At 38.2% G+C, this 26,986-nt stretch carries 26 protein-coding genes; 7 read left to right on the top strand and 19 right to left on the bottom strand.

The window, feature by feature from the left end; genetic code table 11:
* Positions 1-25 precede the first annotated feature (25 nt).
* From ATZ35_RS06060 to ATZ35_RS06030, 7 genes are all read right to left on the bottom strand, one after another.
* Positions 26-829 (bottom strand): gluconate 5-dehydrogenase, encoded by an 804-nt coding sequence (locus ATZ35_RS06060; RefSeq protein ID WP_208929943.1) that lies wholly within the window; start codon positions 827-829, stop codon positions 26-28.
* A 15-nt stretch (positions 830-844) separates the two neighbouring features.
* Entirely contained in the window at positions 845-1,687 is an 843-nt protein-coding gene (gene kduI, locus ATZ35_RS06055; RefSeq protein WP_208929942.1) for a 5-dehydro-4-deoxy-D-glucuronate isomerase, read from the bottom strand.
* Positions 1,688-1,700: 13 nt separating this feature from the next.
* A complete protein-coding gene (locus ATZ35_RS06050) occupies positions 1,701-2,699 on the bottom strand; it encodes a sugar kinase (protein ID WP_208929941.1) in 999 nt (332 codons plus the stop codon).
* A 4-nt stretch (positions 2,700-2,703) separates the two neighbouring features.
* The gene (locus tag ATZ35_RS06045) at positions 2,704-3,348 is read right to left on the bottom strand and encodes a bifunctional 4-hydroxy-2-oxoglutarate aldolase/2-dehydro-3-deoxy-phosphogluconate aldolase (protein WP_208929940.1); all 645 of its coding nucleotides are present in this window, start codon (positions 3,346-3,348) and stop codon (positions 2,704-2,706) included.
* 24 nt (positions 3,349-3,372) lie between these two features.
* Complete coding sequence (locus ATZ35_RS06040) at positions 3,373-4,173, bottom strand: PTS system mannose/fructose/sorbose family transporter subunit IID (RefSeq protein WP_208929939.1); 801 nt, start codon at positions 4,171-4,173, stop codon at positions 3,373-3,375.
* On the bottom strand, positions 4,166-4,957 hold the full coding sequence (locus tag ATZ35_RS06035; protein ID WP_208929938.1) for a PTS mannose/fructose/sorbose/N-acetylgalactosamine transporter subunit IIC: 792 nt from the start codon (positions 4,955-4,957) through the stop codon (positions 4,166-4,168). The genes ATZ35_RS06040 and ATZ35_RS06035 overlap by 8 nt, the downstream gene beginning before the upstream one ends.
* Positions 4,958-5,503: 546 nt before the next feature.
* Entirely contained in the window at positions 5,504-6,436 is a 933-nt protein-coding gene (locus ATZ35_RS06030; protein WP_208929937.1) for a PTS sugar transporter subunit IIAB, read from the bottom strand.
* A 356-nt stretch (positions 6,437-6,792) separates the two neighbouring features.
* Here ATZ35_RS06030 and ATZ35_RS06025 point away from each other — a divergent pair, with 356 nt between their 5' ends.
* Positions 6,793-7,500, top strand: a complete 708-nt coding sequence (locus ATZ35_RS06025) for a GntR family transcriptional regulator (protein ID WP_208929936.1) — start codon at positions 6,793-6,795, stop codon at positions 7,498-7,500.
* Between the two features lie 17 nt (positions 7,501-7,517).
* Here the strand turns inward: ATZ35_RS06025 and ATZ35_RS06020 are convergent, their stop codons facing one another.
* From ATZ35_RS06020 to ATZ35_RS06005, 4 genes are all read right to left on the bottom strand, one after another.
* Positions 7,518-9,296, bottom strand: coding sequence for a glycoside hydrolase family 35 protein (locus ATZ35_RS06020; RefSeq protein WP_208929935.1), 1,779 nt, complete (start codon positions 9,294-9,296; stop codon positions 7,518-7,520).
* A gap of 12 nt (positions 9,297-9,308) precedes the next feature.
* The gene (locus tag ATZ35_RS06015) at positions 9,309-10,472 is read right to left on the bottom strand and encodes a glycoside hydrolase family 88 protein (RefSeq protein ID WP_208929934.1); all 1,164 of its coding nucleotides are present in this window, start codon (positions 10,470-10,472) and stop codon (positions 9,309-9,311) included.
* Between the two features lie 142 nt (positions 10,473-10,614).
* Positions 10,615-11,442 (bottom strand): hypothetical protein, encoded by an 828-nt coding sequence (locus ATZ35_RS06010; protein WP_208929933.1) that lies wholly within the window; start codon positions 11,440-11,442, stop codon positions 10,615-10,617.
* Positions 11,429-13,183, bottom strand: coding sequence for a DUF2264 domain-containing protein (locus ATZ35_RS06005; protein ID WP_208929932.1), 1,755 nt, complete (start codon positions 13,181-13,183; stop codon positions 11,429-11,431). The genes ATZ35_RS06010 and ATZ35_RS06005 overlap by 14 nt, the downstream gene beginning before the upstream one ends.
* A 434-nt stretch (positions 13,184-13,617) precedes the next feature.
* On the opposite strand from ATZ35_RS06005, the gene ATZ35_RS06000 reads away from it, so the two are divergent.
* Positions 13,618-14,424, top strand: coding sequence for a hypothetical protein (locus tag ATZ35_RS06000; protein WP_208929931.1), 807 nt, complete (start codon positions 13,618-13,620; stop codon positions 14,422-14,424).
* Between the two features lie 337 nt (positions 14,425-14,761).
* Here the strand turns inward: ATZ35_RS06000 and yqeK are convergent, their stop codons facing one another.
* From yqeK to ATZ35_RS05980, 4 genes are all read right to left on the bottom strand, one after another.
* The gene (gene yqeK / locus ATZ35_RS05995) at positions 14,762-15,352 is read right to left on the bottom strand and encodes a bis(5'-nucleosyl)-tetraphosphatase (symmetrical) YqeK (RefSeq protein WP_425250081.1); all 591 of its coding nucleotides are present in this window, start codon (positions 15,350-15,352) and stop codon (positions 14,762-14,764) included.
* Between the two features lie 84 nt (positions 15,353-15,436).
* Positions 15,437-16,003: an NADPH-dependent FMN reductase gene (locus tag ATZ35_RS05990; protein ID WP_208929930.1), complete on the bottom strand. Its 567-nt coding sequence runs from the start codon at positions 16,001-16,003 to the stop codon at positions 15,437-15,439.
* Positions 16,004-16,014: 11 nt separating this feature from the next.
* Positions 16,015-17,082, bottom strand: coding sequence for an LLM class flavin-dependent oxidoreductase (locus tag ATZ35_RS05985; RefSeq protein WP_208929929.1), 1,068 nt, complete (start codon positions 17,080-17,082; stop codon positions 16,015-16,017).
* 34 nt (positions 17,083-17,116) lie between these two features.
* Positions 17,117-17,542 carry a MarR family winged helix-turn-helix transcriptional regulator gene (locus ATZ35_RS05980; protein WP_010762238.1) on the bottom strand — a complete coding sequence of 142 codons (426 nt, stop codon included), beginning with the start codon at positions 17,540-17,542 and terminating at the stop codon, positions 17,117-17,119.
* Positions 17,543-17,765: 223 nt separating this feature from the next.
* Here ATZ35_RS05980 and ATZ35_RS05975 point away from each other — a divergent pair, with 223 nt between their 5' ends.
* Complete coding sequence (locus tag ATZ35_RS05975) at positions 17,766-18,728, top strand: tRNA dihydrouridine synthase (RefSeq protein WP_208929928.1); 963 nt, start codon at positions 17,766-17,768, stop codon at positions 18,726-18,728.
* Between the two features lie 185 nt (positions 18,729-18,913).
* On the opposite strand, the gene ATZ35_RS05970 is transcribed toward ATZ35_RS05975, so the two are convergent.
* The 4 genes from ATZ35_RS05970 to ATZ35_RS05955 form a co-directional block, all read right to left on the bottom strand.
* Positions 18,914-19,624 carry a DUF6287 domain-containing protein gene (locus tag ATZ35_RS05970; protein ID WP_244148220.1) on the bottom strand — a complete coding sequence of 237 codons (711 nt, stop codon included), beginning with the start codon at positions 19,622-19,624 and terminating at the stop codon, positions 18,914-18,916.
* 171 nt (positions 19,625-19,795) lie between these two features.
* The gene (locus tag ATZ35_RS05965) at positions 19,796-20,605 is read right to left on the bottom strand and encodes a phosphatase PAP2 family protein (RefSeq protein WP_208929926.1); all 810 of its coding nucleotides are present in this window, start codon (positions 20,603-20,605) and stop codon (positions 19,796-19,798) included.
* A 3-nt stretch (positions 20,606-20,608) separates the two neighbouring features.
* Complete coding sequence (locus ATZ35_RS05960) at positions 20,609-21,718, bottom strand: alpha/beta hydrolase (RefSeq protein WP_208929925.1); 1,110 nt, start codon at positions 21,716-21,718, stop codon at positions 20,609-20,611.
* Positions 21,719-21,744: 26 nt separating this feature from the next.
* The gene (locus ATZ35_RS05955) at positions 21,745-22,662 is read right to left on the bottom strand and encodes an ROK family protein (RefSeq protein ID WP_208929924.1); all 918 of its coding nucleotides are present in this window, start codon (positions 22,660-22,662) and stop codon (positions 21,745-21,747) included.
* 130 nt (positions 22,663-22,792) lie between these two features.
* On the opposite strand from ATZ35_RS05955, the gene ATZ35_RS05950 reads away from it, so the two are divergent.
* The 4 genes from ATZ35_RS05950 to ATZ35_RS05935 all read left to right on the top strand — a co-directional run bounded on the left by ATZ35_RS05950 (position 22,793) and on the right by ATZ35_RS05935 (position 26,922).
* A complete protein-coding gene (locus tag ATZ35_RS05950; protein WP_208929923.1) occupies positions 22,793-23,893 on the top strand; it encodes a helix-turn-helix domain-containing protein in 1,101 nt (366 codons plus the stop codon).
* A gap of 12 nt (positions 23,894-23,905) precedes the next feature.
* Positions 23,906-24,775, top strand: a complete 870-nt coding sequence (locus ATZ35_RS05945) for an AraC family transcriptional regulator (RefSeq protein WP_208929922.1) — start codon at positions 23,906-23,908, stop codon at positions 24,773-24,775.
* Between the two features lie 93 nt (positions 24,776-24,868).
* Complete coding sequence (locus tag ATZ35_RS05940; protein ID WP_208929921.1) at positions 24,869-26,089, top strand: MFS transporter; 1,221 nt, start codon at positions 24,869-24,871, stop codon at positions 26,087-26,089.
* Positions 26,089-26,922: an alpha/beta hydrolase gene (locus tag ATZ35_RS05935; RefSeq protein ID WP_208929920.1), complete on the top strand. Its 834-nt coding sequence runs from the start codon at positions 26,089-26,091 to the stop codon at positions 26,920-26,922. Before ATZ35_RS05940 ends, ATZ35_RS05935 begins: the two co-directional genes overlap by 1 nt.
* Positions 26,923-26,986 lie beyond the last annotated feature (64 nt).

The raw sequence follows: 26,986 nt of genomic DNA, 5'->3' as shown, positions 1-26,986 counted from the left end.
TGCTCTTTCTACTATTATAAGTCGTTTACGGTTGTTTGCCAATATACGCTAAAATACCACCATCAACGTATAAAATGTGTCCATTCACAAAGTCTGATGCACTTGAAGCTAAGAAAACTGCTGGACCACTTAAGTCGACTGGTTCGCCCCAACGAGCTGCTGGTGTTCGTCCTACGATAAATTGATCGAAAGGATGCCGTTCACCGTTTTCTTGTTTCTCTCTTAGCGGTGCTGTTTGCGGTGTCGCAATGTAGCCAGGTCCAATACCGTTACACTGAATATTATATTGACCGTATTCAGAAGCAATATTTTTCGTCAACATTTTAAGACCGCCTTTAGCTGCCGCATAAGCACTGACTGTTTCTCTGCCCAGCTCACTCATCATTGAACAAATATTAATGATCTTGCCGCCGCCTTTTTCGATCATATCTGGAATGACTGCTTTAGCCATAATAAAAGGCGCATTCAAATCCACATCGACCACTTGTCTAAATTCTGCCGCCGACATTTCGATCATGGGAATTCGTTTGATGATTCCCGCATTGTTCACCAAAATATCGATCGAGCCAACCTCTTCTTTGATTTGTTGGACTGTCGCTTGAACCGCCTCTTCGTCTGTTACATCACAAGCGTATCCTCGTGCCTTGATCCCTGCTTCTTGGTAAAGAGCTAGTCCTTTATCTACAGATTCTTGAGATAGATTATTAAAAACGATCGTAGCGCCAGCTGCAGCTAATGACTTAGCAATTTCAAAGCCAATACCGTGTACAGCGCCTGTTACTAACGCTACTTTCCCATCTAAACGGAACATATCCATATTAAAGTTCATTTGTATTCCTCTTTTCTATTTTAGTTGATCCATCGGCACCATATCCATGTCTGTATACGTGATATTTTCGCCGCACATTGACCAGATAAATGTATAATCCCCTGTCCCCACACCTGAGTGGATCGACCAACTTGGTGAAATGATCGCTTGTTCATTAGCGACAACTAAATGCTTGGTTTCATCTGGTTTACCCATCATATGGAATACACGAGTGTCTTCGTTTGCGTAATCAAAATAAAGATAAGCTTCCATCCGACGAACGTGTGTATGACAAGGCATTGTATTCCACGAGCTACCTGGTTCCAAGACTGTGTAGCCCATTTGAAGTTGACAGCTTTCACAAACATTTGGATGAATGTATTGATAGATTTTACGTTTGTTTAAGGTTAACGCTTCTCCTGTTTCCATCGGTTTGATTTGATCGATACTGATTTTCACATTCGGGTATTTATGATGTGCTGGAACGCTATTCACATAAAACTTAGCTGGATTTTTGGGATCATCTGACTGAAAAATCACTTGTTTGGTTTCTTTTCCGATATAATAACCATCTTGCTTTTTCATAGATTCGGTTTGACCATCAATTGTGATCGAGCCTGAACCACCGATATTGATTACTCCTAATTCTCGACGTTCTAAGAAGTAGTCAACACCTAATTCTTTCGTTAACACAATCTCTAATGGTTCTGTTGTTGGCGTTACTCCACCAAAGATCATTCGATCATTGTGTGTATACGTCAAGCTGATTTCGCCTGGTGTAAACACTTTTTCGACTAAAAACTCTCTACGTAATTCTTCTGTTGAATAGTGACGGATATCTTCCGGACTATGCGTATATCTATTGTCCATATTTTGCATAATTCATACTCCTCTATCGTATTATTTTTCCTGAGCCGCATATTAAAAAATCAGCGACTTCTTCTTTGCTGAACTGATTACAATCTCCATAAACCGTATGCTTCAAAGCTGCTGCTGCAGTAGCAAAATCGACTGTTGCTCGCGGCGTCATTTGTTCTAATACACCATGTAAAATTCCACCAGCAAACGCATCGCCTGCTCCAACTCGGTCTACAATCGGATTGATTTCATGAATTGCTGATTCGTAATACTGGTGATTGTACCAAAGTGTCCCAATCAATTGGTTGGCACTGGCTGAACGGACTGTCCGTTTCGTTGAGTAAAACAGTTGGATATTGGGAAAGTGTTCTTGCATTTTTTCATAATAAAAAGCTAATTCTTCATCTGAATCGACTGAAATGCCCAATAAGTTAACGGCATCCAGTTTCCCAGCTGAACAATAATCAACATAAGGCAAAATTTGCGTAAACAGTTGTCCTGCTTCTTTCAAACTCCACAATTTACTACGATAATTACAATCAAAACTAACTTTACAGCCAGCTTTTTTTGCTTGTTTCATTAATTCAAGGGTCATTGTCTGCCAAGGCTTTGATAGGGCCGGTGTAATACCTGAAATATGAAAAATATCCACATCATCAAATAAAGTAGCTAAATCCCATTCAAGTACTTTCATTTCAGCAAAACTTGAGCCTGCTCGGTCATAAATAACCGAGGCTGCCCGTTCACCAATACCTGTCTCCAGGTAGTAAGTCCCGAGTCGCTTGCCGCCGGTTAACAGATAATGTGTGTCTACATGATATCTCCACAAATGCTTACGAACTGCCTCACCTAAAGCTGTATTCGGTACTTTACTCGCAAAAACAACTTCATGTCCATAATTTGCTAAAGAAATAGCGACATTAGCCTCACCACCGCCATAATGAGCTTGCAAAGAGTCACTTTGAACTAAACGATTTCCCGACTGCGTTGATAACCGCAACATGATTTCACCTAAAGTAACGACTTTTCCCATCTGCTCATCCCTTAATTTCTTTTAATTTCGCCATATAGAGACGGGCTGTTTCTGTAACTTTTTGGAAGTCTCCGAAAGTCGCTGGCGCCAATAAATCCCCACCAACACCAACAGTTACCGCTCCGGCTTTAAACCAATCCGCCATGTTGTCTAAATTGACACCGCCTGTCGGCATGATACTCACTTGAGGCATCGGCGCCATAAAAGCAGAGATAATACTTGGTCCATAAACACTACCTGGAAATAGCTTCACGATATCCGCTCCACTTTTCAATGCCTCTTGTACTTCAGTGATTGTCATACAGCCTGGCAAATATGGAACTTGATACAAATTACAAAGTTCCGCTGTTTCCCGATTAAAACTTGGACTAACGACATATTGAGCACCTGCCATAATCGCTAAACGAGCAGTTACCGCATCTAGTACAGTGCCTGCACCAATGACGATATCAGGACGATCACTATAAATCCCGACTAATTCTTTGATCACTTCAGCAGCTTGCGGTACAGTGAAGGTCAATTCAATACCAGTCATGCCACCTTCAATAATTGCGTGACTAGCTTTTAACGCTTCTTCTTTCGTCGCACCGCGGACAACTGCAACCACACCTGTTTTCTCTAAACGAGATAAAATATTGACTCGTTTCATCTAATCACCTATTTCTGCGTTTTATTATCCCAAAATTCCAAAAGCACTTAATGCAATCGAAAGAATCAAAATAATCCAGATCACACGAGTTGAATTTAATTTTTTCTGCCCTAACATCCAATAAGTCAAAAGGACTAGAAGGATTGGGACTAATGATGGCAAAATAGCATCTAATGTATCTTGAATAACTAGCTCAACACCATCTTTTTTATAGACAAATGGCACTGTTGCTTTAATTACTGAAGGAATCAACGCACCGATCACAGTGATCCCTAAAACCGTTGCAGCATTCGTAAATGCCGATAATTTATCTTTTAAAGTCGTTACGAGTTTGACACCTTGTTTATAGCCAAGTGGCAATAATGCAGCTCGTCCAAACAATAACGCAATATTGGCAATGATCCAGATCACACAACCCACAACCGAACCATTTTGTGCCAAGGTTCCAGCAACTGAACCAAAAATCGTTCCCCAAATCACGTGGAACAATGAGTCACCAACACCTGCTAAGGAACCCATCAACGCTGTTTTTAGCGCTACGATCGTGTCTTTTGCTTTGTAGCCATCTTGTTCTTCAATCGCAACATCGATCCCCATGATCAAGTTTCCGAAAATAGCATTGGTATTAAAAAATTGATTGTGCGTGCGCATCATATCTTGGAATTGTTGTTCATCATGTCCGTAGAATTTTTTCAATACCGGTAAAATACCATATAAATAGCCAGAACTCATCATTCGTTCATAGTTCCAGTTTAATTGACTTCCTAAAATGTAGCGCCAGCTGATTGCATTCAATTCTTGTTTCGTTAGTTTTTGATTACTCATCGCCATCAAATCCTCCTTCAAAGTTGCTTGTCCCAGCGTTTGCTTGCGCTACTGGTTTGTCACTATCCCGTTTAAATACCAGCATAGCTGCTACCATTCCAACGATTGAAACACCTAGCATTGGTACTTGTAGATAAGCTGCCAAAAAGAATCCTAATAATAGATAAGGAATATATTGTTTAGTCGGTAAGTAACGTAGTAAAATCCCGACACCCACCACTGGTAAAACACCACCTGCTGTTTTCAGACCCGTCATCAACCATTCCGGCATATTTTCAGTAATGGTCGTAACTGCTGCATCTCCAACTAACAACATCAATAAAATCGGGATAGCACGAGACAATCCCCATAAAAATGAACCTGACAATACTAAACGTGGAATCCGTTTGACCTGCATGTTATCGATTGCTTTGTCGACACGATGCAACAGAAACACATTACAAAACCGTGCCACAACATCCAGCTGTAACATCAATAGTGATACTGGCACAGCTAAACCGATCCCATATTCAGCTCCCTTACCTGAAATAACCGCAAAGGCTGTCCCAAGCACCGCTCCAGTAAAATAATCCGGTACAGAAGCTCCACCAAATGCCGCAATTCCTAAACGCATAAGCTGTAAAGTCCCACCGACCATCAACCCTGTTTTCAAATCCCCCATGATCATCCCCGAAATCATTCCGGCAATGGCAGGTTGCGTCAACGTATTTGAAATAAGTGAATCATTAATTGCAATAAAAGCATAAACCGTAATAAGAATAATTTGATACGCCGCTAAATGCATGAATTTTCCTCCTAAATTTAAAAGCGTAGCGGGCTCGCCCAGCTCTGACAGAAAAATAGGAAAATCTGTTTATGGCGCTTTTTGCCACAGGCAGATTTTATCTTTTTTCCGAAGAGCTAGCCCGTGCAGCTAGATATGGTAACAACGTTCCGCTTCGCTTCACCTTGTACTTTTCAACATCAGTTCTTTTCATTCACTGTGTTTCAAAGCAAAAGCTGAAAGAGCTTGATCAGCCTTGACAGGAAAATAGAAAAATCAGAGGGTGGCGCTTTTTTGCCACAATCGGATTTTGTCTTTTTCCCGAAAGGCTAGCTCTTGAAGCTAGATAATTTAAAAGCGTAGCGGGCTCGTCCAGCCTCGACAGGAAAATAGGAAATTAGGACTGAGGTGCTTTTTGCCTCATTCATAATTTATCTTTTTCCCGAGAGGCTAGCCCGCGTAGCTAGATATGGTAACAACGTTCCGCTTTGCTTCACCTTGTACTTTTCAACATCAGTTCTTTTCATTCACTGTGTTTCCTGGCACATTTCAAAGTGAGATAATATATTAATTTTTACTTTTCATTTTCTTCATAAAATCAATTGCCGGGTCATTTGGAACTAATTGAGCCGTAACATTTATCCCTTTTGAAGCAATCGCTTCAAAAATACTCTCTTCATTTTCTAAAACCTGAATACTTTTCGTTACTTCACGAGCGCCTTCTTTGTAGCTCATATTGCCAACATTCACAGTATCGATTGGTCCGCCTGCTTCAATAAACCTTAAAACATCTGCTGGGTTTTTGAATAACAAGAACAGCCTTTGTTTACCATATTTACCAGCACAAATATTTTCCGCAGCTTCTGCAATAGGTAAAACCGATAATCGCATAGAAGTAGGTGCCGCCATTCTAAGAGAAGACTTTTGCAAAGGATCTGAGGCTGCTTCATCGTTGGCCACAATAATTCTTTGTGTATCTAAACTTGTTGACCAAATCCCAGCTACTTGCCCATGAATCAAGCGTTCATCGATACGGGTATTGACGATATTGGCATAACCTGCATATTCACCATAATTACTGAGTTCTGTTTCTAAATTTGCTTCCGAAATATCTTTCTCAGCTTTATTCATACCAGCTTTGACGTCCACAATATTTTCTTTCGCCAAACAGACAAGTTCTTTGATAGAAGCTTGCTGATTTACAACAGCTTCGATTACGATTGAAAGAGTCATTCCGGCAATAATTTCAACACCAGCCACATTCAAATAATTTTTCACTGCAACGTTACAAGGCGTCCCACCTAATAAGTCTGCAATGATCAGTGTCGATCCGTTAAGGGCTTTCATTTTTGAATTTAACTCATTTTCAAATTGGATATTATCCCCATCAGGTCGTAAAGATACGGTATGAATATGTTCTTGTTGTCCAACAATCATCTCCAAACTGCCTTTAACACCTTCAGCCATCCCGCCATGGCTTATCAATACAATGTTTTCCACTTGATTCCCTCCTTAAAATAAAAGCGCAGCGGGCTCGTTTAACCTTGACAGGAAAATAGGAAAACATGACTGTGACGCTTTTTGTCACATTCAGGTTTTATCTTTTTCCCGAAAGGTTAGCCCGCGTAGCTAGATAGCAATGCAGGCCGCCCTACTTAACATGTTATGTTCCTTACGAATATACTATAACACATGATAACCCATCCGTAAACCTAATATCTTAATATGTTGAATTTTTATTATGACCTTACTTATTGTGTATATTTACTAACAGATACTCTTATAAAGCAATTGCTAAAGTAAAATTAACATGTTATCCTTAATTGACTATCTTATGAGAATGGAGGTAATCTCTCATGATTCCTAAATATGAACAGATCAAACAAGATCTCTTAGCCGAAATAAAAAATCATACATTCATTCCTGGCGATAAATTTTATTCTGAGGCAGATATCAAACGGATTTATTCTGTCAGTTCTATCACTGCGGTTAAAGCATTGAACGAATTAACCAGCGCAGGCTATTTGTACCGTATTCAAGGTAAAGGGACGTTTGTTTCAAAAGCCAAGATCTCCCAAAACGTTAAGTTTTCTGATATAGAGCTTCACTCCTTAGATACTGAGAAAGTTCAAGTAATCTCTGTTGAAGAAGAAAATAAACCTGAGATTCTAAAACAGCTAGGCTTACCTGCTAATGCCAGCTACTATAAGATTATTCGTGTGCGCTCTTTTGGCGATACACCTTTTTTAGCCCATATCACACATCTGCCTAAAAAATTGATGAAAGAACCAATCGAAAAAGACCTTACTGCTTATGCAAGTGTCTACGAAAAAGTTCGGAAAGATTTTGCGATCGATTTGTTTTCATTAGCCTCTGTCGAAACCAATGAAATCGTCTTTCCAAACGATCCAGAGCTGTTAAATTTATTGCAATTGAGTTTTCGGGAACCCGCAGTTAAACAAGTCAAACATTCTTACCTTACCGACGGAAGTGTTGCCGAATATATCGTCAGTTATAAACACTGGAAATATTTCAAAACAAAAATCGAAGTAGAAGCTGAGTAAGCTTCTGCTTCGATTTTTTAATCGACAATGGCTTTTTCTGAGAAGTGCAGTTCTTTGATTTCTCGACCTTCCGTCTCAAAAATCACCACTTCGTTATGCCCCTTTTTCAAAAATTCTTTTGGGCAATATAATGATCGGATCGGCCCGACCTCCCAGTAGCGCCCAAGGTTGACACCATTGACGAACACAACCCCTTTGCCATAGTCAGAGCAATCAATAAACGTGTCCCCTAATGTATCCAGCTCAACCTCTATTCGATAAAACGAAGGCTGTTGTGGATTACTTCCCGCTGTATACTCAATAGCCTGCAACTGACTTTCAGACAACGTTAACGGATAGTGTCGATAGCCTTGATGAAAATGAATATCCTGCATAATACCGCCACGGATCCCTTTTGATTGAGTGGGACTATTTAGCTTAAATCCATAATTGACTCGACCCAAATTTTCAACCAAAACATCTAAACTGATTTCTTTTTTATCCGGCTGTCCATTTATCGTCAACTCTTCTCCAACTGTTTCTTGATACTGCGTCGTCTGATGCTCTCCATCCACATAAACTTGGATTCGGTCGCTCGCCTCTACGATTTTCAATTTATTCTCATGAAAATAATTTTTCAATTCTACTGAATACAACATATAGCCATATCCCTCACCGGCTTCTTCCATGCTTAATGGATACATCGCCTGCTGAGCCTGGATCATCTGATCCTTTGTTGCAAATAGTGAAACACTTTCTTTTACAGGATACGTCCCGAGGTTCATCGGTTCTTTTTTGCGCGGCTCTGCTTGCCAAACTTCTGGGCAGACTTCTTTGATGGCTTTTTGAACATGAAAATACTTTTCGGTCGGCTCGCCCCATTCCGTCAGCAATGCATCATAATCGTAACTTGTGACTTGCGGCAAATCTAGCACACCGCGTGCTGAACAGCCATTATAAAAGCCAAAGTTTGTCCCACCATGAAACATATATAAATTTAACGAACCAACTTCCAACATATCTTTGACCTCTGCCGCTAGCTCTTGTCCATCTCGTTTGATGATCGGCTCATTCCAACGATTAAACCAACCATCCCAATATTCCATACACATGATCGGCCATTTTTTTCCATGACGTTCCATGAAGTTTTGCATCACTTGGGCATTTTCCTTTGAGCGACTCCCAAAATTCCCTGTCACAAAAACATTCTCTTCAATCAATGTTCCAGCATCAAGTACTTCATCCCACGCACCATCTGAAGTAAACAGTGGTACATCAACGCCAAACTCTTCCATCAATTGTTTGGTTTGACGAAGATAGTCTTTTTCCATTCCATAAGACCCATACTCATTTTCGATCTGCATCATGATCACAGGCCCACCTTGAGTCGATTGCAGCGGTACTAGTTTAGGAATTAGAACACTAAAATATTGACGAACTTTTTCCATAAAACGTGGATCAGTCGAACGCAATCGCATGCCTTTTTCTCTTAGCAACCAAGCGGGCAGACCACCAAACTCCCATTCAGCACAAATATAAACCGAAGGGCGTAAAATAACGAGCAGCCCGATTTCTTGCGCAAGTTTTACAAATGCTTCGATATCTTTTAAGCCTTCAAAATCATACGTTCCTTCAACAGGTTCATGTAGATTCCAAGGTATATAGGTTTCTACAGTATTAGCTCCTAAAGCTTTTAGGTTATATAAACTATCTTCCCATTGCCCTGGTGTCATCCGAAAATAATGGATCGCACCACTGATCAATTTGACTGGTTTACCATCTAGTAAAAAATCTTCTTTTATCTCAAACGTTTGCATCGTCATTCCCCTTTACCAGTATCTTTGCCATTCTGGTTTTGCTAATCTGATCAAGGCTTCCAAATAAAAATAATCGCCCCATAAATTTGGTTCATCGATTCCTTTGCCTTCTCCATGTGCATATACTCCATGGAGCAACAACCCTTCATTCCCACCTGTATTTTTAGCAGAGTAGTGTTCTCCTAATTGATAAATCATTCCCTTGGCGATTGCTTTTGCATCTGGATAGGCGTGCATCGTTTCAGCTTCTAATAAACCACACGCCGCAATAGCCGCAGAAGAACTGTCTTTATCTGACGAGTATTGGTCATTAAAATCAAAATCCCAATAAGGCACAAGATCTTCAGGTAAATGCGCTAAAAATACATCAACAATTTGTGCATAGTTTTCTGGAAATGGTTTAGATTGCAGATACCCTTCATTCAACGGAATCCCTAAGACTGCCCAACTTTGGCCCCTTGCCCAAATTGATTCATCGCTATTCCCTTGATGCGTAGCTCCATGACTCGGTTGGCCTGTTTCAGGATCAAAATAGTACGTATGAAACGTTGTTGCATCCGCTTTGATCACAGTCTTTAACAATGTATGGTAATGCTTCGTTGCAACAGCTGAATAGCGAGCATCGCCTGAAATTTCTGTTGCTTTAAATAAAAGAGGCAAGTTGATCAAAGAATCAATAATCAAGCGATATTCTTTAGGATCACCATATTTCCCCCAAGCCTGGATAAAACTACCTAATTTCTGAAAACGTGCCATCAAAACATCTGCGGCTTGAATAATTTCTGTCTTACAGGACTCACTTCCAGTTATTTGATAGCCCGCACCTGCTGATAGACTATATAAAAAACCGATATCATGATGATCCAATACAAAATGATCATCTAAACGTTGTTGAAAACTGACGATATTTTCCATTGCTCGTTTTAAAAACGTTTCTTTTCCAGTCCATTCATATGCTAACCAAAGCATTCCAGTCCAAAAACCATTCGTCCAATCATCATTGGCTTTGATCCGGTATTTCCCGTTGGTAGCACTGGCAGAAGGAAATTGTGTACCAAATCGTTGCATGTTTTTCTCGATTTGTGTGATGCACCAATTGATTTGTTCTGCTAACCATTGTGGGCTTACCTTTTCACCCAAATCGATCAGCTTATCTTTATTTTCCTGAAGAGACATATTTTACAGCTCCTTAACTTGTTAACATATTAACTAAAATCATTATAACCCAAACAAAATGAAAAAGCGAATGCTTCTTACGACATTTTTCCAACAAAAAAACCATGATTGCTTTCTAGGCAAAAGATCATGGTTCATTTCTTTACTTATTTCTCCCAAAAACTTCGATTTGAGTAAGCGCTGGAAACGGAGAATCATCCGCGGCTTTTTTTAGATTTTTCAAGGTCACAAACTCTGTTACTTTGGTTGAAAATTTAATTTCTTGAAACATTGTGTCATTGGTTGTGGCTAGAATTTGCTGTGTGCCATCTGAAAATTCTAGTGTTACTTCAGTCCAATAGCTATCGTGAGGATAATCTCCTCTAAATAGTAATCTGATCCAATCAATTTCAACTTTACGGCCAAATTCAATTGTTAACGCTGCATCTTTTTGTTGATTGATGCCCCATGATGCAAAGGGATACGAGCCATGAGATAAATTTCCATATTTTCCATCAATAGCATTTTTAGCAAAAAATACTGCATCATCTCTCGTTTCTACATTCGCACTTGCATGGGGGTACGCACCTGATTTTGCCTTTTGATCATGAGAATTGAATGAAAGATTTTGATAGTTCTTAATTTCAAAGTCATGGGCTTTTCGTACCATCAAATGATGGCGTTTTGACTGAAATGCTGTTTCAACAGAAGCTTTTCTAAGTGATTCTATAAGCGGAATTTGATATTCCCATGTTTGTTGAGCAACATAAATAATCGACAACGGTAGGGTTTCATCAAGTTGTACGGCCAAGTATGAGCTTAGCTCCGTTGTCGACACCACGATTTTATCTCCTACTTCATACGTGTAATCTTTGATAGCTAAAACTGCCATTTCAGCCCCTTCGGCTAGATATGACTGTTCCTCCTTTTCATGGTCGATCTTGCCCACGATCAGTCGATCTTGATTATTTTTCAACTCAATTTTTATCATTATTTCTCGTCTCCTTATCACTTTTAATCATACCGCCAACCAGACAAATCAAGCGATGTTTACCTGCAGGCAATGATTTTTTCAAGCACGGCAAGCTAGTTCTGGGGAAAAATAAAGAAGTATTCGGTTCCGGCTGAATAATCAGCGCTTCATCATATCCTTCTATCGCAACAATCTGAGATAGCCAATCTTTTTCCCTTACAAAACTCCAATCTAAGCCTTGCTGACCTTGTGGTTTTCTTCCCAATAACGGCAGACTAAACCCACCTTCTCGAACCTCTAACGGGACTTTTGTATCGATTTCATGCACTCGTAGATGCCATTGATCAAAAGGATAAACTTCCGTTTCGATTGTTACACCAGCAAATGGCGACCACTTCTGATAAACACACTCTTCTGTCAGCCAGTAACTTTCTGTCACACCTTTCGTTTGAAAACAATCTTCCCCGGCACGAGCAATAGCCAAGGTATTGTCAAAGGCACCTTCTTCATAGCTGCTACCTGCTTTAGGGACACTGAAGCCAAATTTTGTAGAATAGACAAACTTACTATATTTAGCTTGTGCATGAGCTTGTCCCTCGACCATCATCCCAGCCGGAAACCCTAATAAGTGCTCTCCGTCTCGCGCCTGCATTAAAAGCATATTTCCTTTTTCCACAAATTTCTTCCCTTGTTTCTTCACTGGCATTGGCACTGCTTCCCAAAAAGGATGATCATTACGCACAGCCAACAACAAGAATGTCTTTAGCGCCCAATAAGGTGAACCTGGCGCATTATACCCTTCTGCCATCACAAGATTTTCATAATGATAGCCAATCGAAAGCCGACCATCAAAAGTAAAAATATCATGGTTTAGCCATTTTTTTAAATGTGTTGATAGAATTGTTTTTACTTCTCCCCAAGGAATTACTTCAACATCAGCAAAAACCAATGCTGAGAAAAAAGCGCCTTGTGCAAAACGATATGTTAAGCTGCGGCCATACGGTAGTCCTTCACCATCATTATCAAAATAATATATAAAATCTTGGGCAAATAACTTCGCTCTATCAATCAAGCATTGGGCCCTTTCAGGATCTTCTTCCTTCATGAAAGTTGCGTAAATCAAGCCGTAGTAATGAAAAGCAAACGGAATATAATAGTCTCTTTGTGTCGCTTTCCCATCTACATACCAGCCTTCACCAATATACATCGAATCAATCAATTGAAATTCTTCAGTTAGTTTTTTTCGGTCTAGTTTTTCACCACAATGAAACAACGCAGTTCGGATCAATACTTTAAAAAAAGTCCAATTATTTTTAGGGATTTTCCGCACTAACGCTTGCGACAGCCAGTTTATCATGTTCTGTTGCGCTGTATTTGACAATAATTCCCAAACATATTTTTTGTGCAACAACAATGTCAATGACAGGGCGGCTGTCTCAACGATGTATTGATCATAATCCTCGATCAAGCCCCAGTAGTAAGGATTAGCTGGATCAGTCCCTTTGATTAGTTTTGTTAAGTAGGCATCTCTTAATTCATCATCCTTTTGAAACCGCCAAGCAGGGGCAATGCCCCACAGCGGCCGAACAAGCGCTTCCATGTCTGCCCGCTGTTGATCATAGACGGCTCCACTACTACCTAAATGTAAACTTGGACTATCTGATTCAAGTATTTTCTGTCTCAAAGGACGAATGATCTCTTCCAAAGCCATTTGATAATCCTGTTTCGTTATAAAGTCATTATTCTTAAGCTTTTCCATCGACCGAACCACCTTCATCAATTTACTGAACAGAATAACAAGACGCCACTTATTTTTCAACTATTTTTTTATTATTAAAATGAGAATCAAATGTGAGCAAATTCATTTAATTTTTCATACTTAACCTATTATTTATTCAACGAGAAAGCAGTATTATCAACTTCATAAAGTAAAAAAAGATAATTTCCATCACCACTTAACCTATTAAAAATGAGGAAACAACCGCATCCACCTCCTGAAATACAAGTTCTATTCTCATAAAAAACTATAGAAATAACACACAGCCTGCTGAAAATTACAAATACCACCATAAATAACCTATATTATTTTATATAACATTTATCGCTTGGTCTAAGTTACAGGACTTATGACGAATTTCATGCTACTATTTACTTACTTATAAACCGAAAACAAGGATTAAAAAGGAGTCTAATATGAATATCAACTTATCTGTCCTCATCACGGAAACCAAAACAACCATTGAATTTAATAACAAACAAGGAACCATCACCCTATTTGATACTAACGAAGGCATCCTGCTTGAACATGCAGCTGTCTATGTTTTGCTAAATGAAAATACGATTGTTTCGATAGGCAAATCAGAAGCCGGGGCTTTTCACACTGAAGTCACTTTTAATAAAATGATCACTATTGTTCCTTCATGGGATATTGAATTAGGCTATTTAGAACAGCAATTGATCACAGAGGCTTTAGAAAACGGCATCCAGCTAGAACAGAACTCTAGAGTAGCAACAAAAATTCCATCTAGCGCTACCAAAACACTTACGACCTATAAAAATGAAGTGCTTATGGTCTTAGAAAAATTTGGCTACCCGCTTAAACATCATGAAGAACCTAAAAAGGCCAAAGCAAAACCAGCAAAAGCTCGGCATAAATGGACCAAAGAAGTCAGCCAAATCGAATTTTTTATCGATACACGTGAGAGCAAAGCAACCGCCCTTTGGCACAAACGTAATGAAATGTTGTTAAAAGCTGGCGCTACTATGATGGCCAAACCGCCACTTAATAAAGATGGGTCTTTAGGCTTTTCAGCAAAAATGGGGCAAAGAATCAGAGAAGATCATCAAGACAAGGTGAAAAACAATGTGACCACAGAAGATATTATTTTAAAAAGCGTCAATGAAGTGGGTCTATTTTTATATTTTGGCGGAACAAATAGTTGGTTGGAATTGATTGATGCCACTGGAAAAACACTTAACGAGTGGACCGTTGTTCAATAATCACAGGTTCATCGCCTCTCTCTATTTTCAGTCAACATAACTAGTAAGCTTTTCTAGCAATCAACACTGTTAGAAAGCTTTTTTCTTATACTCCTAACACTATTTTTCAGACAAAATCAACCAATTGTCCAATTTTATACAGCTATCTTTTGTTGACAAAAATGATCCTTGTTACAATGACGGCGTAACAGATCAAAAATCAGGAGGGATATTTTGAAAGATGCTGATTTGTTGTAAAACAAATTAAATATATCATAATTATCCAAAAGACCTACTTAGCTTTTTTATAAAAGAGAGCTAAGTAGGTCTTTTCATTATATCCTTCTATAAATAAAGCCTAAGCAGACTCTAATTGTTGTTTCAATTTCACATAGGCTTCATTCAACCATGGGTGGATCACCTGAATATCATGATTCAATAAATAATCAATATAATAATAAGCTGCAGATTCTAATGAATGATCCAAGGCCGTCATTAGACCCGTAATATATGGCGGTTCGCCATCTTGATCCCATTTTATTTTATCTGCTATGAACACCACTAAATCTAAAGTAGAGTAGTTTCCTTTTAAAGTAGTATGACATTCAATCGCAGATAGTATCTCCAGATCCGTTATATTGAATTGACCTAAAGCAATTTCCCTAGATATTTTCTGATGAATGATCATAGGCAGTGTTAGTTCTTCTTTGCATAGCGCTATACCCATCTTATTCGCTACAGCCACTCGTTGATCATCTGGATAAATGGCAGAAATATCATGCAAATACCCAGCAATCTGAGCCTTATGTGGGTCCGCCATAAACCGCTCTGCTAACTTACAGGCATAATCACCTACAGCAATACAGTGTGTATACGTTTTTAAACAATTCGCTTCACACAGAAATTGTTCTATCGACTCTTGTAAATATTCTTGATCAATGGTTCCCATATAATGACCTCCAGAAAGTTTACTTCATCGTATCACGATAGTTTTGTATCAAGCTACCCCAACATCCTATCTATAAGCTTTTCTTTAAAAATCATATTCCGCTTCTTTTTGTTGCATCATCATTTGATACGTATCCAACAATAAGAAAAGATCATCCACAAAACGATCCAGACGAAACTCAATATCAGGATTTTTGATTTCTTGCCGCATAACATCTTCATCTGTAATAAATACATAGTTAGGCACAAGATTAGCCTTCATATAGCTCAAAACTGGACGGATTTGTTGTTCAGGAATCAAAAAATGTTTTTCCGATCCAGCCGTGACAATCATACCTGCCACCTTATTTCTAAAAGCACTAACTGGCAGCAGATCAAATAAATTCTTCAAAGTCCCTGGCATCGACGCTTGAAAAATTGGTGTTCCAATGATCAAGCCATCCGCGTCCATGATCTTTTTCAATGCCGCCCCAACTTCTCCTTCATACTGAAAATACTCACGACCATCAGCAAAGGGAAATTGTATTTCAGAAAAATCAATAACATCCACATCTACATTTTCTCGTACTGCTTTTATTTTATTAACCGTATAGTTTACAGCTACTCTTGACTTACTGCCGAATGCTGAACCGATTATTGCTACGATTTTCATAAACATCCCTCCTATTCTTTGGTGTATTTTTTAACTTCCGGCATAACTTTTGTCGCAATCAATTCAATATTTTTCTTAACTAGGTCCAGAGGTACACCACCAAAATCAATTTGCGCCATAAACCGTTGATGTCCATACAATTCATATTGATAAAGCATCTTTTCAATAATCTCATTGACACCTCCGACCATTAGCGTGTCTCTGGTATCTTGTGATTGAGCAAAATGTTGTTTTGGATACGTTCCGCCACGAATTGCTCCCCAACCAGCATTTAAAAATGGATACATTTCTTTACGCGCTTGGATGCCTGTCTCAGCTACATAAAACAAGCTTGTTGTTGCCAACGGAAATTCCTTTTCATCGTAGCCCGCTTCCGTTAAAGCTAAACGATACGCATCTACTGAGCGTTTAAAAATCGGAGCTGGTCCAGCTAATGTTGTTAGCATCATTGGGATCCCATCTAATCCAGCTTTGATTGCACTTTCTGCAGGACCACCTACAGCTCGCCAAACAGGTAAATGTCCACGAACTGGCTGTGGGAGAATTTCCGCATCTTGTAAGGGTGCACGGAAGTTCCCTTCCCAATTTATCCGCTCATTTGGTGTAGCCTCATTCAAGAGTTTCAACAAGTGCATTTTTTCTTCAAACAATTCTTCATAATCTTTCAAATCAAACCCAAGTAGCTCGTAAACACCCACACGAGAGCCTCGTCCTGCAACGATTTCAGCACGACCATTGGAAATCAAATCCAACGTTGCATACTCTTCATACACTCGGACTGGATCGTTGGTACTTAAAACGGTAACGGAACTAGAAATCTTAATATCTTTTGTTTGTGCTGCGATTGCCGATAAAATCACTTGGTTCGCTTGTCCGATAAAATGACTTTGATGACTTTCGCCAACACCGAACACATCGATGCCTGCTTCATCAGCAAACTTTGCTGCTTCGATAATATCATTGATTCGTTGTTGCTCGCTGATCAGCTTGCCTGTCATTGGATTTTTAACGTGATCTCCTAATGAATATAACCCGATTTCCATGCCTTTTGAAGAATCTATTCCGAATTTTTCGTTCATTTTTTTACACTCCTTTTTTATTCTCTAACTATTGTTATGATTTCATCAATTTTTTGCTGATTTTTGCTAATTGAAGGACTTCTTGTTTCGTTAAATTATCAAATGCGGATGCTTGCAGCTTACTTTGGGCAATAAAACAATTATCTAGCTGTTCTTGCCCTCTAGCGGTCAAGGAAATGTATTTTTCCTTCCACTCTTGTTGGCGTGTGATCCAGCCGTCCGCTTCAAACTGTTTGATCATTTGCGAAACACCGCCCTTGGAGATAAGCAATTTCTCCCCTAGCTCCTTTTGCGTGATCGGTTGGTTTTCCTGAATCTGATGAAGCATATCAAATTTTGAAGCATTTAGGTCATATTGTTTTAAAAACTCATTGGACTGGAGATTGCTTTTTTGTACAAACTGCAAGATGGACATCCAACAACTTAATTTTACTTTTTCTGTAAGTGATAGTTTTTCCATTTTTTTGAACCTCCTTTTAGTTTAGAACTAAACTGATAACGCCAGTATAATACACTTACTAAAAATAAGCAAATTATTTTTACTTTCTATCTCTAACTTGTATTACGACTAACACTAACCTTAGCTGATATAAAAATCTTCCCTTTGATTCTTTCCAGTATTATTAGTATAATGAGTATGTTTTTCAGAATCTAACTGAAAGCAATAGAGTGGAGAGTATAGAATGATGAATAATTTTTGGGCAGAACTACCAAAGCCTTTTTTTATTTTAGCACCGATGGAAGATGTGACCGACGTCGTTTTTCGTCATGTCGTAAAAGAAGCCGGCGCACCTGATGTTTTCTTTACAGAATTTACGAATTCAGACAGTTATTGCCATCCTGATGGCATCGAAAGTGTGCGTGGACGTTTGGTTTTTACTGAAGATGAACAGCCGATGGTCGCTCATATTTGGGGAGACAAACCAGAATTTTTTAAAGAAATGAGCCTTGGCTTAGCCGAAATGGGCTTTAAAGGCATTGATTTGAATATGGGGTGTCCTGTTCCTAATGTTGCAGGTCGCGGCAAGGGCAGTGGGTTGATTTTGCGTCCTGAAGTGGCCGCTGAATTGATCGAAGCCGCAAAAGCAGGCGATATCCCTGTCAGTGTTAAAACTCGGATCGGTTATGCAGAAATTGCGGAAATGGAAGATTGGATCACCCATTTATTAAAACAAGATATTGCCAACCTTTCTGTTCATTTACGAACACGAAATGAAATGAGCAAAGTTGATGCTCATTGGGACTTGATTCCGCAAATTATGGATATTCGTGATCGGATTGCTCCGCAAACACTGATTACGATCAATGGTGATATTCCTGACCGACAAACAGGTTTGCAACTTGCAGAACAATATGGCGTCGATGGGATTATGATCGGTCGGGGAATTTTTAAAAATCCTTATGCGTTTGAAAAGGAACCGAAAGAGCATTCATCTCAAGACTTACTTGGATTATTGGAGATGCAGCTTAATTTACAGGATCAGTATGCTGAAATGGTACCACGCTCAATCGTTGGTTTACATCGTTTCTTTAAGATTTATGTGAAGGGATTTCCTGGCGCTAGTGATTTGCGTGTTAAATTGATGGGGACGAAATCGACGGATGAAGTGCGTGAGATTTTGAAAGATTTTTATAAAGAGAAATGAGTCTCTGATAGAATAAGTTGTTTTAAGCGCTCGCTAAAATGGAGCGCTTTTTCTTTTGATTTTGGTCAGGATAATAAGCAAAAAAGCACCCATTTTTTGTGGGCACTTCATAAAGAAATCACAGTATCTCATTATAGATACATACTATTTTTTTGAATGCATTGTTTTATTTCCTTAACACCTATCTAGTCGATTTTATAATAGACATACTCTGCTCGAACTGATGTAGCGGTATTTTGCGTACCCACAGCAACAATTTTATCTCTAGTGCTATCTCCCTCAAATATGTCTCCCACTACCCCTTTTGGTAAAAATGATACGTAGATTGCTGCACTTGGAAGACTACTTTTTAAAGAAATAAATCCTTGATTCTCTTCAATTCCTAATTGCTGTTCATACGATTGAACTTTATTATTATCTCCCATAAAAGATACTAACTCAGGTGTCCCATCTGGCGAATTCAAATTGGGAATATTTATGTTTAATCCATTTATTTCCGCTGCTTGCTTCTGGTTAGAAATGTCTGTAAAACTCATTGTAGTGTTTTCTACAAAGATTGTATTACCCAGTCCGTTCACCCAAGTTCCATTAAGGCTCGAATAATCGCCTTGTTGAATTTGGGAGAGATTCATTTCTTCAGTTACTTCATTTGCTTGCTCTTCTTTTACTTGTTCCTGTGATTCATCTGTTTCTTTCGTGTCCTGAACTGTGCTTGATTGTTTAGTAATTGATTCTGTAGTTTCTTTAGTTTCTTTACTACTGGCGGTCAACTCTGTCGTTTCTGTACTACTAGATGATGATATAGCCGTATCAACGCTCGATTTAGCAGAATTATTACACCCTACTAAAATCCCAAAAAACACCATGCATAAACCAAATAAAATAGTTCTTTTCATTTTTTTCACAACAACTCCCCCAAGTCTTTTGTATGTCCTCAACAATCTATTTATAGCTCTCATAGTAATATACATTACAAGTTCCGTCTACATGAACATAAAGAAAGTAGCAAAAAATAGGCCTGTTTTTGCCTACTTCTCACAAAATCATACCTATTTTCATGCAAACTTTTAATGTGTCCCAAGTTCAATAGAAGGATACCACTTCTTCTTTAAATACATATTTAAAAACAACACGATTGATGCCCCCATTAACACATCACTAGCAAAGTGGGCGCCCATAATGACACGACTTAACATCACACAAATGATCCATATACCAGAAATAAGAGATAGCAGCGTCTCTTTCCCTTTTATTCTTTCTAACCATAACGGTAACCAAGTGATCCAAATGATGGTAGCACTATTAGCCGAATGGCCCGAAGGAAAAGACATAAAATCATCATTCATGGTAAATCCGTTTATCACATACCAAGGCGTAAACTCGGCTGCTGGGTTGAGCATTGAGCGGAAACGTTGCCGTCCCCACAGCATTTTGACTAACGTCACGATGAGGATCGGAGCAAGGGAAATCACAACGCCAGCTTTGGCTATCCGCCGAACCACTTCAAAATCAGCAGGTTTAATGTTACGTCCAATTAAAGGGAAAATAACCACGCAGCAAATTCCTAATAACCCCATAGCAAAAGTTGGTAATTTTAAATAATGCGTAATTAAAAAGCTTGCCATAAAGGTATCAAACAAAAATAGAGTTCCTAATAGAATATTGCTGACAGACCATTTTTTTCCACTTGTTCTGATCATTCCAACTGTACTAAAACAACCAATCAATGCGATAATCACTTCTCCAAACGATTCAAAGAACCAACCAAACGTGCTCTTTGGATTGTAAAGCGTTTCCGAAATCTGTAAATCAGTAAAAGTAAAGATAAGCAGTACACAAGCAACGAAACAAAAAAAGATTTTTGTTTGTTTTTTCATCTTCTATCTCCTATTTTTATTAATAAATTCACTAATATCTCGCATACAATCTTCTGCCTGCGGATAATTCCCTACATGATCAATATACGCATGCCCCATACCTTTGTATAAAGTAAAGGTCGTATCCACTCCTAAATCAACCAATTTTTTAGCATATGCTAAACTTTCAAAGGTTAAAAAGTCATGTTCTCCTGAAGTGATCATCGTTGTTGGCATTTTTTCACTGACTGACATATAGGGTGTTAAGTATTTATTTAAAATATCTTTTGTCCCTAAAATATCGGATAAACCGGTCGTCATTTCACCAAAAATCTCAATACCGGGACGAATAACGCTGGCTTGTTTCGGATAAATCGCTACATCTTGATCAATATCAAATTCAGTATATTGATCCTTGATCCCACCCATATTAAGTGTTGGGTAAAGTAAAATTTGACCACAGACATCATCACGATTTTCTTCAATATTTCGGTTACTACAATAGGCTGTTAAATTCCCACCAGCGCTATCTCCCGCGACGAAAATACTCCGCTTATCAGCTCCCCATTCTTCCACATGGTCGGCTAACCATCTTAAGCCAGAGTAGCAATCCGTATGTCCAATTGGAAAAGGATTTTCAGGTGCTAAACGATAATCGATACTGACCGCAATCATATTGGTTTGACTAACAAATAACCTCAAGGCTTCTCTCACAACATCCGTACTGCCAGCAAAGAAACCACCGCCATGAATAAAATAGAGAACAGGTGAATGAGTCATCGGTTTTTCCGATTGAAAACGAGTCATGGGAATATCAAAACCATCTTCCGCTTTAATCGTAAAAGTCATTTCTTTAATGTCTGCTTCAACCATTGGTGTTGAATCTACGCTATTAAACATTTTTCGCAAACGTTTGATTGATTTTGGACTAGCATCCATTTTCAGCATACTTTTGGGGATAAATTTCATCAGTAGACTCATTTTTTTAGCCCCTTTATACACCCGTGGATCCATCGCACCATCAATATCGCAATCTGGAATTGGTTTTACGATGACCGACACATCACGACGTATTTCTGTATATTGCTTATTTTTAATCGCTTCTACTAATTTTAGATCGTATTCCCGTGCCATTATGATTCCTCCCAAAAGTGAAATGATTAATTTTCTTCTAATTCTTCAAGTAAATGATACAAAGCTCCCAACAATCCAGCTTCATTTTTAAAATGACAAGGAACAATTTCTACTGGCGTCAACATCGTCTCTAACACTGGAGCAGAGGCAAGTAATTGTTGATATTGTTGCTTTATTTCTTCCACAAGAATTGGTTGTGCGCTGATACCGCCACCAATAGCGATTCGTTGTAAATCAACGACGGATTGAACATTCATGATCACAATCACCACATTACGACAGAATTCTTCAAATAATGGATAAATCAACTCATTTTTCTTTTCTAATTCCTCAAAAACTTTTTTACCATCTAACGGATTATCTAAATTCAGCAGGCTTGATGCTTGTCGAATGAAATTTACTGCAGAACCTTTCGCTCCCGCCACAGTCTCCAAGCTGATTGGAACATTCGTTGAAAGGAGCATAAAACTTAACTCTCCTGCTTGGAAATGACTGCCTGAGTGAAGTGCTTTATTTAAAACAAGACCGCCACCAATGCCTGTACCAAGTGTCATCACACCACCATTTTCGATGTCTTTTAACTGCCCTAACCACAATTCAGCAAGTGCTGCTGATTTACCGTCGTTCATTATGGCGCATCTTAGGTTCATATAAGATTCAATAAATTCTTTCAAATGGAATTGATGTAAGTAAACCAAGGCTCCCCCATGATAAACAACCCCTTCTTTAGAATCGATTTTACCTGGACAGCTAACAGCTACCGCTTTAACTTGTCCTTTGTATTGATCAAGAATACCAGTTAAACAGCTTTTGAACTCTTCAATATTCTTTGGTGTCTCTTCCTTTTTCACAAAAATAATTTGGCCACTACGATTAATTAAGGCGTGCTTAATGTAGGTGCCTCCAATATCAATACTTAAAAAGTGAGTGGTTAATTCAGTCATACGGCTTTCCTCCTATTATCTCTTGATACGATTTTAACAGCGCTTTCAATTGTATTCTACTCATTTCAGAGAGAAATAATAGTATAATTTTATGATTAATGGTATTTTTATATCAAAGGAGCTGAAAACGATGATAGCGCTTATAAAATTTTTGAATCATCTATCCGATATCGCTATTTTTTCTTATATTGTTGTGGATAAAGCAAATGGACAGATCAATCACCAGAAGAATCTTACGAATCATCAGTTGACAGATAAACAAATTCAACGAATAATCACGCAAACAAGTATCATTCATAATTACTATTTCAAAGAACAAAAATTACTATTATTCGCTTATGATACCCATAAATTAAATCAATTGGTCTGTCTATTCATTGATGATGAAGTCGGCAATTTTATTTCTCATAACGATCGATTATTGAAGATTTCTGAAACCATTCATCTATTTATGAAGGAAAAAGAATTCACAGCTAAAGAAGTTCAGTCTCTCAATCAAAATATTCTCTACCTAAGAGAAACGATCATTGAAAAAGTGCTAAGTGAGCAAATCGAACAACAACTTTATCATCATGATTTCGAAAGCGAAGAGGCTATGTTTATCGAAGTCATGAACGGTAATGAAGAAGGATTAAAAAGATACTATTACGCTTTTCAAAAAAATAGCCAGACAGGCATACTTTCAACTGAATCAGAATTGAGGAATCAAAAAAACATCCTAATTGTAGCCGTAGCCGTTTCCACAAGATACGCGATTAAAGGCGGCGTTCCGTATGAACGAGCGTATACTTTAAGCGACAACTTGATTCAAGACATTGAACGAAAAAATCACTTTCATGGAGCCCAACCGCCCGTATTAGAAATACTCCTATTATTTTGTAAAGAGGTACGTAAATACAATTATATCAAGTACTCTACCACTGTCAAAAAAACATGTGAGTTCATCCATAAAAATATCTACTCGAATTTATCTGTCCCGATGATCGCTGCTTATACAAATTATTCTGTGCCTCATTTGTCTAAGTTGTTTAAAAAAGAAGTCGGGCTTTCTATCAATCAATATGTGATGAAGCAGAAAATAGAAGAAAGCAAACGACTATTAGAGTTTAAACAGTACGATTTAAATATGATCAGCTCCTTGCTTCACTTTAATGATGCGAGTTATTTTATCAAAGTATTCAAAAAGTATGAACATATGACACCAAAGAGCTATTGGCATGAAAAAAATTAAAGAGGTGCAATTATGGTTTTTGAGCATGAATTTATTGAATATACACACGAATTAATTCCCGTCAATTGGATCGTTCATGGTTCAGATCACTCAGCAGGAACAGTATTGCCACATTGGCACACTTCTTTCGAGATTTCCTACACTTATTCTGGAAAAATCGAAAACTATACAATCAATAATGTGACCTATCAAACAGAACCTGGCACCATTTTATTCATTAATTCAGCAGAGGTTCACGGTGCTGTTTCCAGTTATTGCGCTGATCTAGAAGCATTGACGATCCAGATTCCTTATGAGTTTTTAAGTAAGCTGATTCCTGACTTTGAGTATATGCGTTTTGATCATCTACCTTCAGGAAAAATTGCGCAACTCAATCAATTACGGGAAGTTCTTAGTCAATTTTATCATCTGGTCAGACGGGAACCGGAAGCGTTTTTAGAGCTGCAATTGATCCGTTTAACTTACGAATTAATCTATTTAATGGCAAAAGATTGGATGCACCGCGAAAAAATGCCGATCAATTCTAATGTCTATCAGCAACATTTAGGTCAAATGCAGCCCATCATATCGTTTATTCAAAAAAATTATCAGCAAGAATTATCTGTCGGGAGCCTAGCTGATCAATTTCACGTATCGACAAATTACTTAAGCAAACTTTTTAAGAAAAGTCTTGGATTAAGCGTTATGAAATACGTCCAGTTGGTTCGAATCAATCGAGGGCAAGAACTATTACTTCATAGTGACAAACCAATTCATGTGATTTCTGATATCGTTGGTTTCCCCAATGAGAAATCATTTAGAAGAACCTTTGAAGATGTTTTCCAGCAAACACCAAAAAAATATCAATTGGACTATCGAAAAAAACAAAATGGCAGAAAATGACCTTTTTTTCGATAGATTCCGCCCTTTTTAATGAGTAAATTCGTGATATCCTTTCCTTGTAATCGATTACAATAACCTTTTGGAGGAGCTATCATGAATAAAAACAGCTTTTTATTTAAAGCATCATTACTGTCTATCTCATTAGTTTTAGTAGCGGGACCCGCCGTATCATCACTTATCCCTTTGATGCAGCAGTCTTTTCCAGATCAAAGTACCTCGTCAATTGAACTCATTGCCACAATTCCTAACTTTGGGATTTTAATTTTTGTTTTGTTAAGTAATATTTTTGTTAAATTTCTAGGCAAGAAAAAGACGGTTTTATTAGGGCTCATCATTGCGTTGATCTCTGGCCTTATTCCTGTTTTTATAGAAAACTACACAGCTATCTTGGCATCACGTTTTATGTTTGGAGCAGGAGTTGGTTTATTTAATGCCCTTGCCGTAAGTTTAATTACTGAACTTTATTCTGGGGATGAGCAGGCTAGTTTGATGGGGCTTCAAGGAGCCATGGGGTCGATTGGCAGCACTGTGATGACCTTATTAGTTGGCTACTTTACTAAATTTGGATGGCAGAATTCTTTTTTAGTTTACGCTATTACCGTTTTACCACTAGCGTTATTCGCTCTTTTTGTGACCTTACCTGCAGCGGAAAAACTAGATAATCCGACCGCTAACACTAAAAAAGAAAAAGAACGTGTCAACGGAGCGACCATCGGCTTAATGCTTTTTGCTTTAATTGTATACGCTTTATTTTTTGTCATCATGTTAAAAACAGCTACTTTACTGGTGGAAACTGGCATTGGCAAACCAGAAACTGCCGCAAGTATTTTAGGTTCCGTTACAATTGTCGGCATTGTTGTAGGTGTTTTCTATGGCAAGATTTTCAAGTGGTTAAAACAGCTGGTATTGCCAATTGGACTATTAGGTATCGGTCTTGGCTTTATCATTATTTTATCCGCCAATTCAGTTGCGATTGTAACTCTTGGTGCTATTATCTCAGGTTTAGCCTTTAGTTTAGCAGCGCCTTTCATGTTTATGTTAGTCGGGCAAATTGCACCGAAGAATTCCGCTAACTTAGCGACAGGTGTGTTATTAGTCGGGATCAACTTAGGCGTCTTTTTATCTCCCACAATCAATAGCTTTTTAAGTAAAACCTTTGGGATGACAACCGCTTCCGATAGCTTTTTAATGAGTGGAATAGGTCTCATTCTATTAAGTGCATGCTCTTTTATTCTGTTAAGTATTCAAAAGAAAAAGAATGCGCAAACTGCTATACAAAAAGATACGATAAAAATTAGAAAAGAGGATGCATAATGGCTTTAGTACAAGTAAACTTTATTTCAAAAATGTTATCACGCACGGTAACCTTTAACGCAATTATTCCTTTAGATCATATCTCATTTGGAAAAGAAGAAGTGGTCCAACAAAAGCCACTAAAAACATTGTATTTATTACACGGCGCTTTTGGTAATTATACGGATTATTTATCTGGCACCCGTATTCAACGCTGGGCTGAAGAGCATAATCTAGCTGTTATCATGCCATCAGGTGAAAATCAATTTTATGTCGATAAACCAAATCGTGGTGAAAACTACGGTGCCTACGTGGCAGATGAACTGGTTGAATTTACGAGAAACATGTTTCCTTTGTCTCATAAAAAAGAAGATACCTTCATCGCTGGTCTTTCAATGGGTGGCTATGGCGCTATGATCAACGGATTGAAATACCATGAAACCTTTAGCCATATCGGTGCTTTTTCACCAGGTTTGATGATCGATCAAATTATTGCACGTTCTGAATTATTATCCGTTACAGGTTGGAGTTTAGACTTTTATGACAATGCCTTTGGAGGGATCGATACGATTAAAGATAGTGATAAAGATTATTACTATTTAATCAATCAATTGATCGAAAACAAACAAGACATTCCTAAGATATATCTTCCAATCGGCACAGAAGATTTCTTACTTGAAAGTGTTCGAAGCTTTAAATCATTTGCGGATGAGAAAGAAATTCCACTTACTTATATTGAAGATGAGGGTGGACATGAGTGGGATTTCTGGGATAAATATGTGAAAAATTTCTTGGATTGGTTACCTTTGGATGAAAAAGGAAATTATTTGAGTAGTGGGAATGTGGCGGAATAAGAATTGAAATGCTTGTTTCTATTTGAATTAATCATTTTGTGGCTTGGATATCATTTTTAGAATG

The organism is Enterococcus rotai, from assembly GCF_001465345.1.
GTDB classification, from domain to species: Bacteria; Bacillota; Bacilli; order Lactobacillales; family Enterococcaceae; genus Enterococcus_L; species Enterococcus_L rotai.
This window is presented reverse-complemented; position numbering and strand designations above follow the sequence as displayed.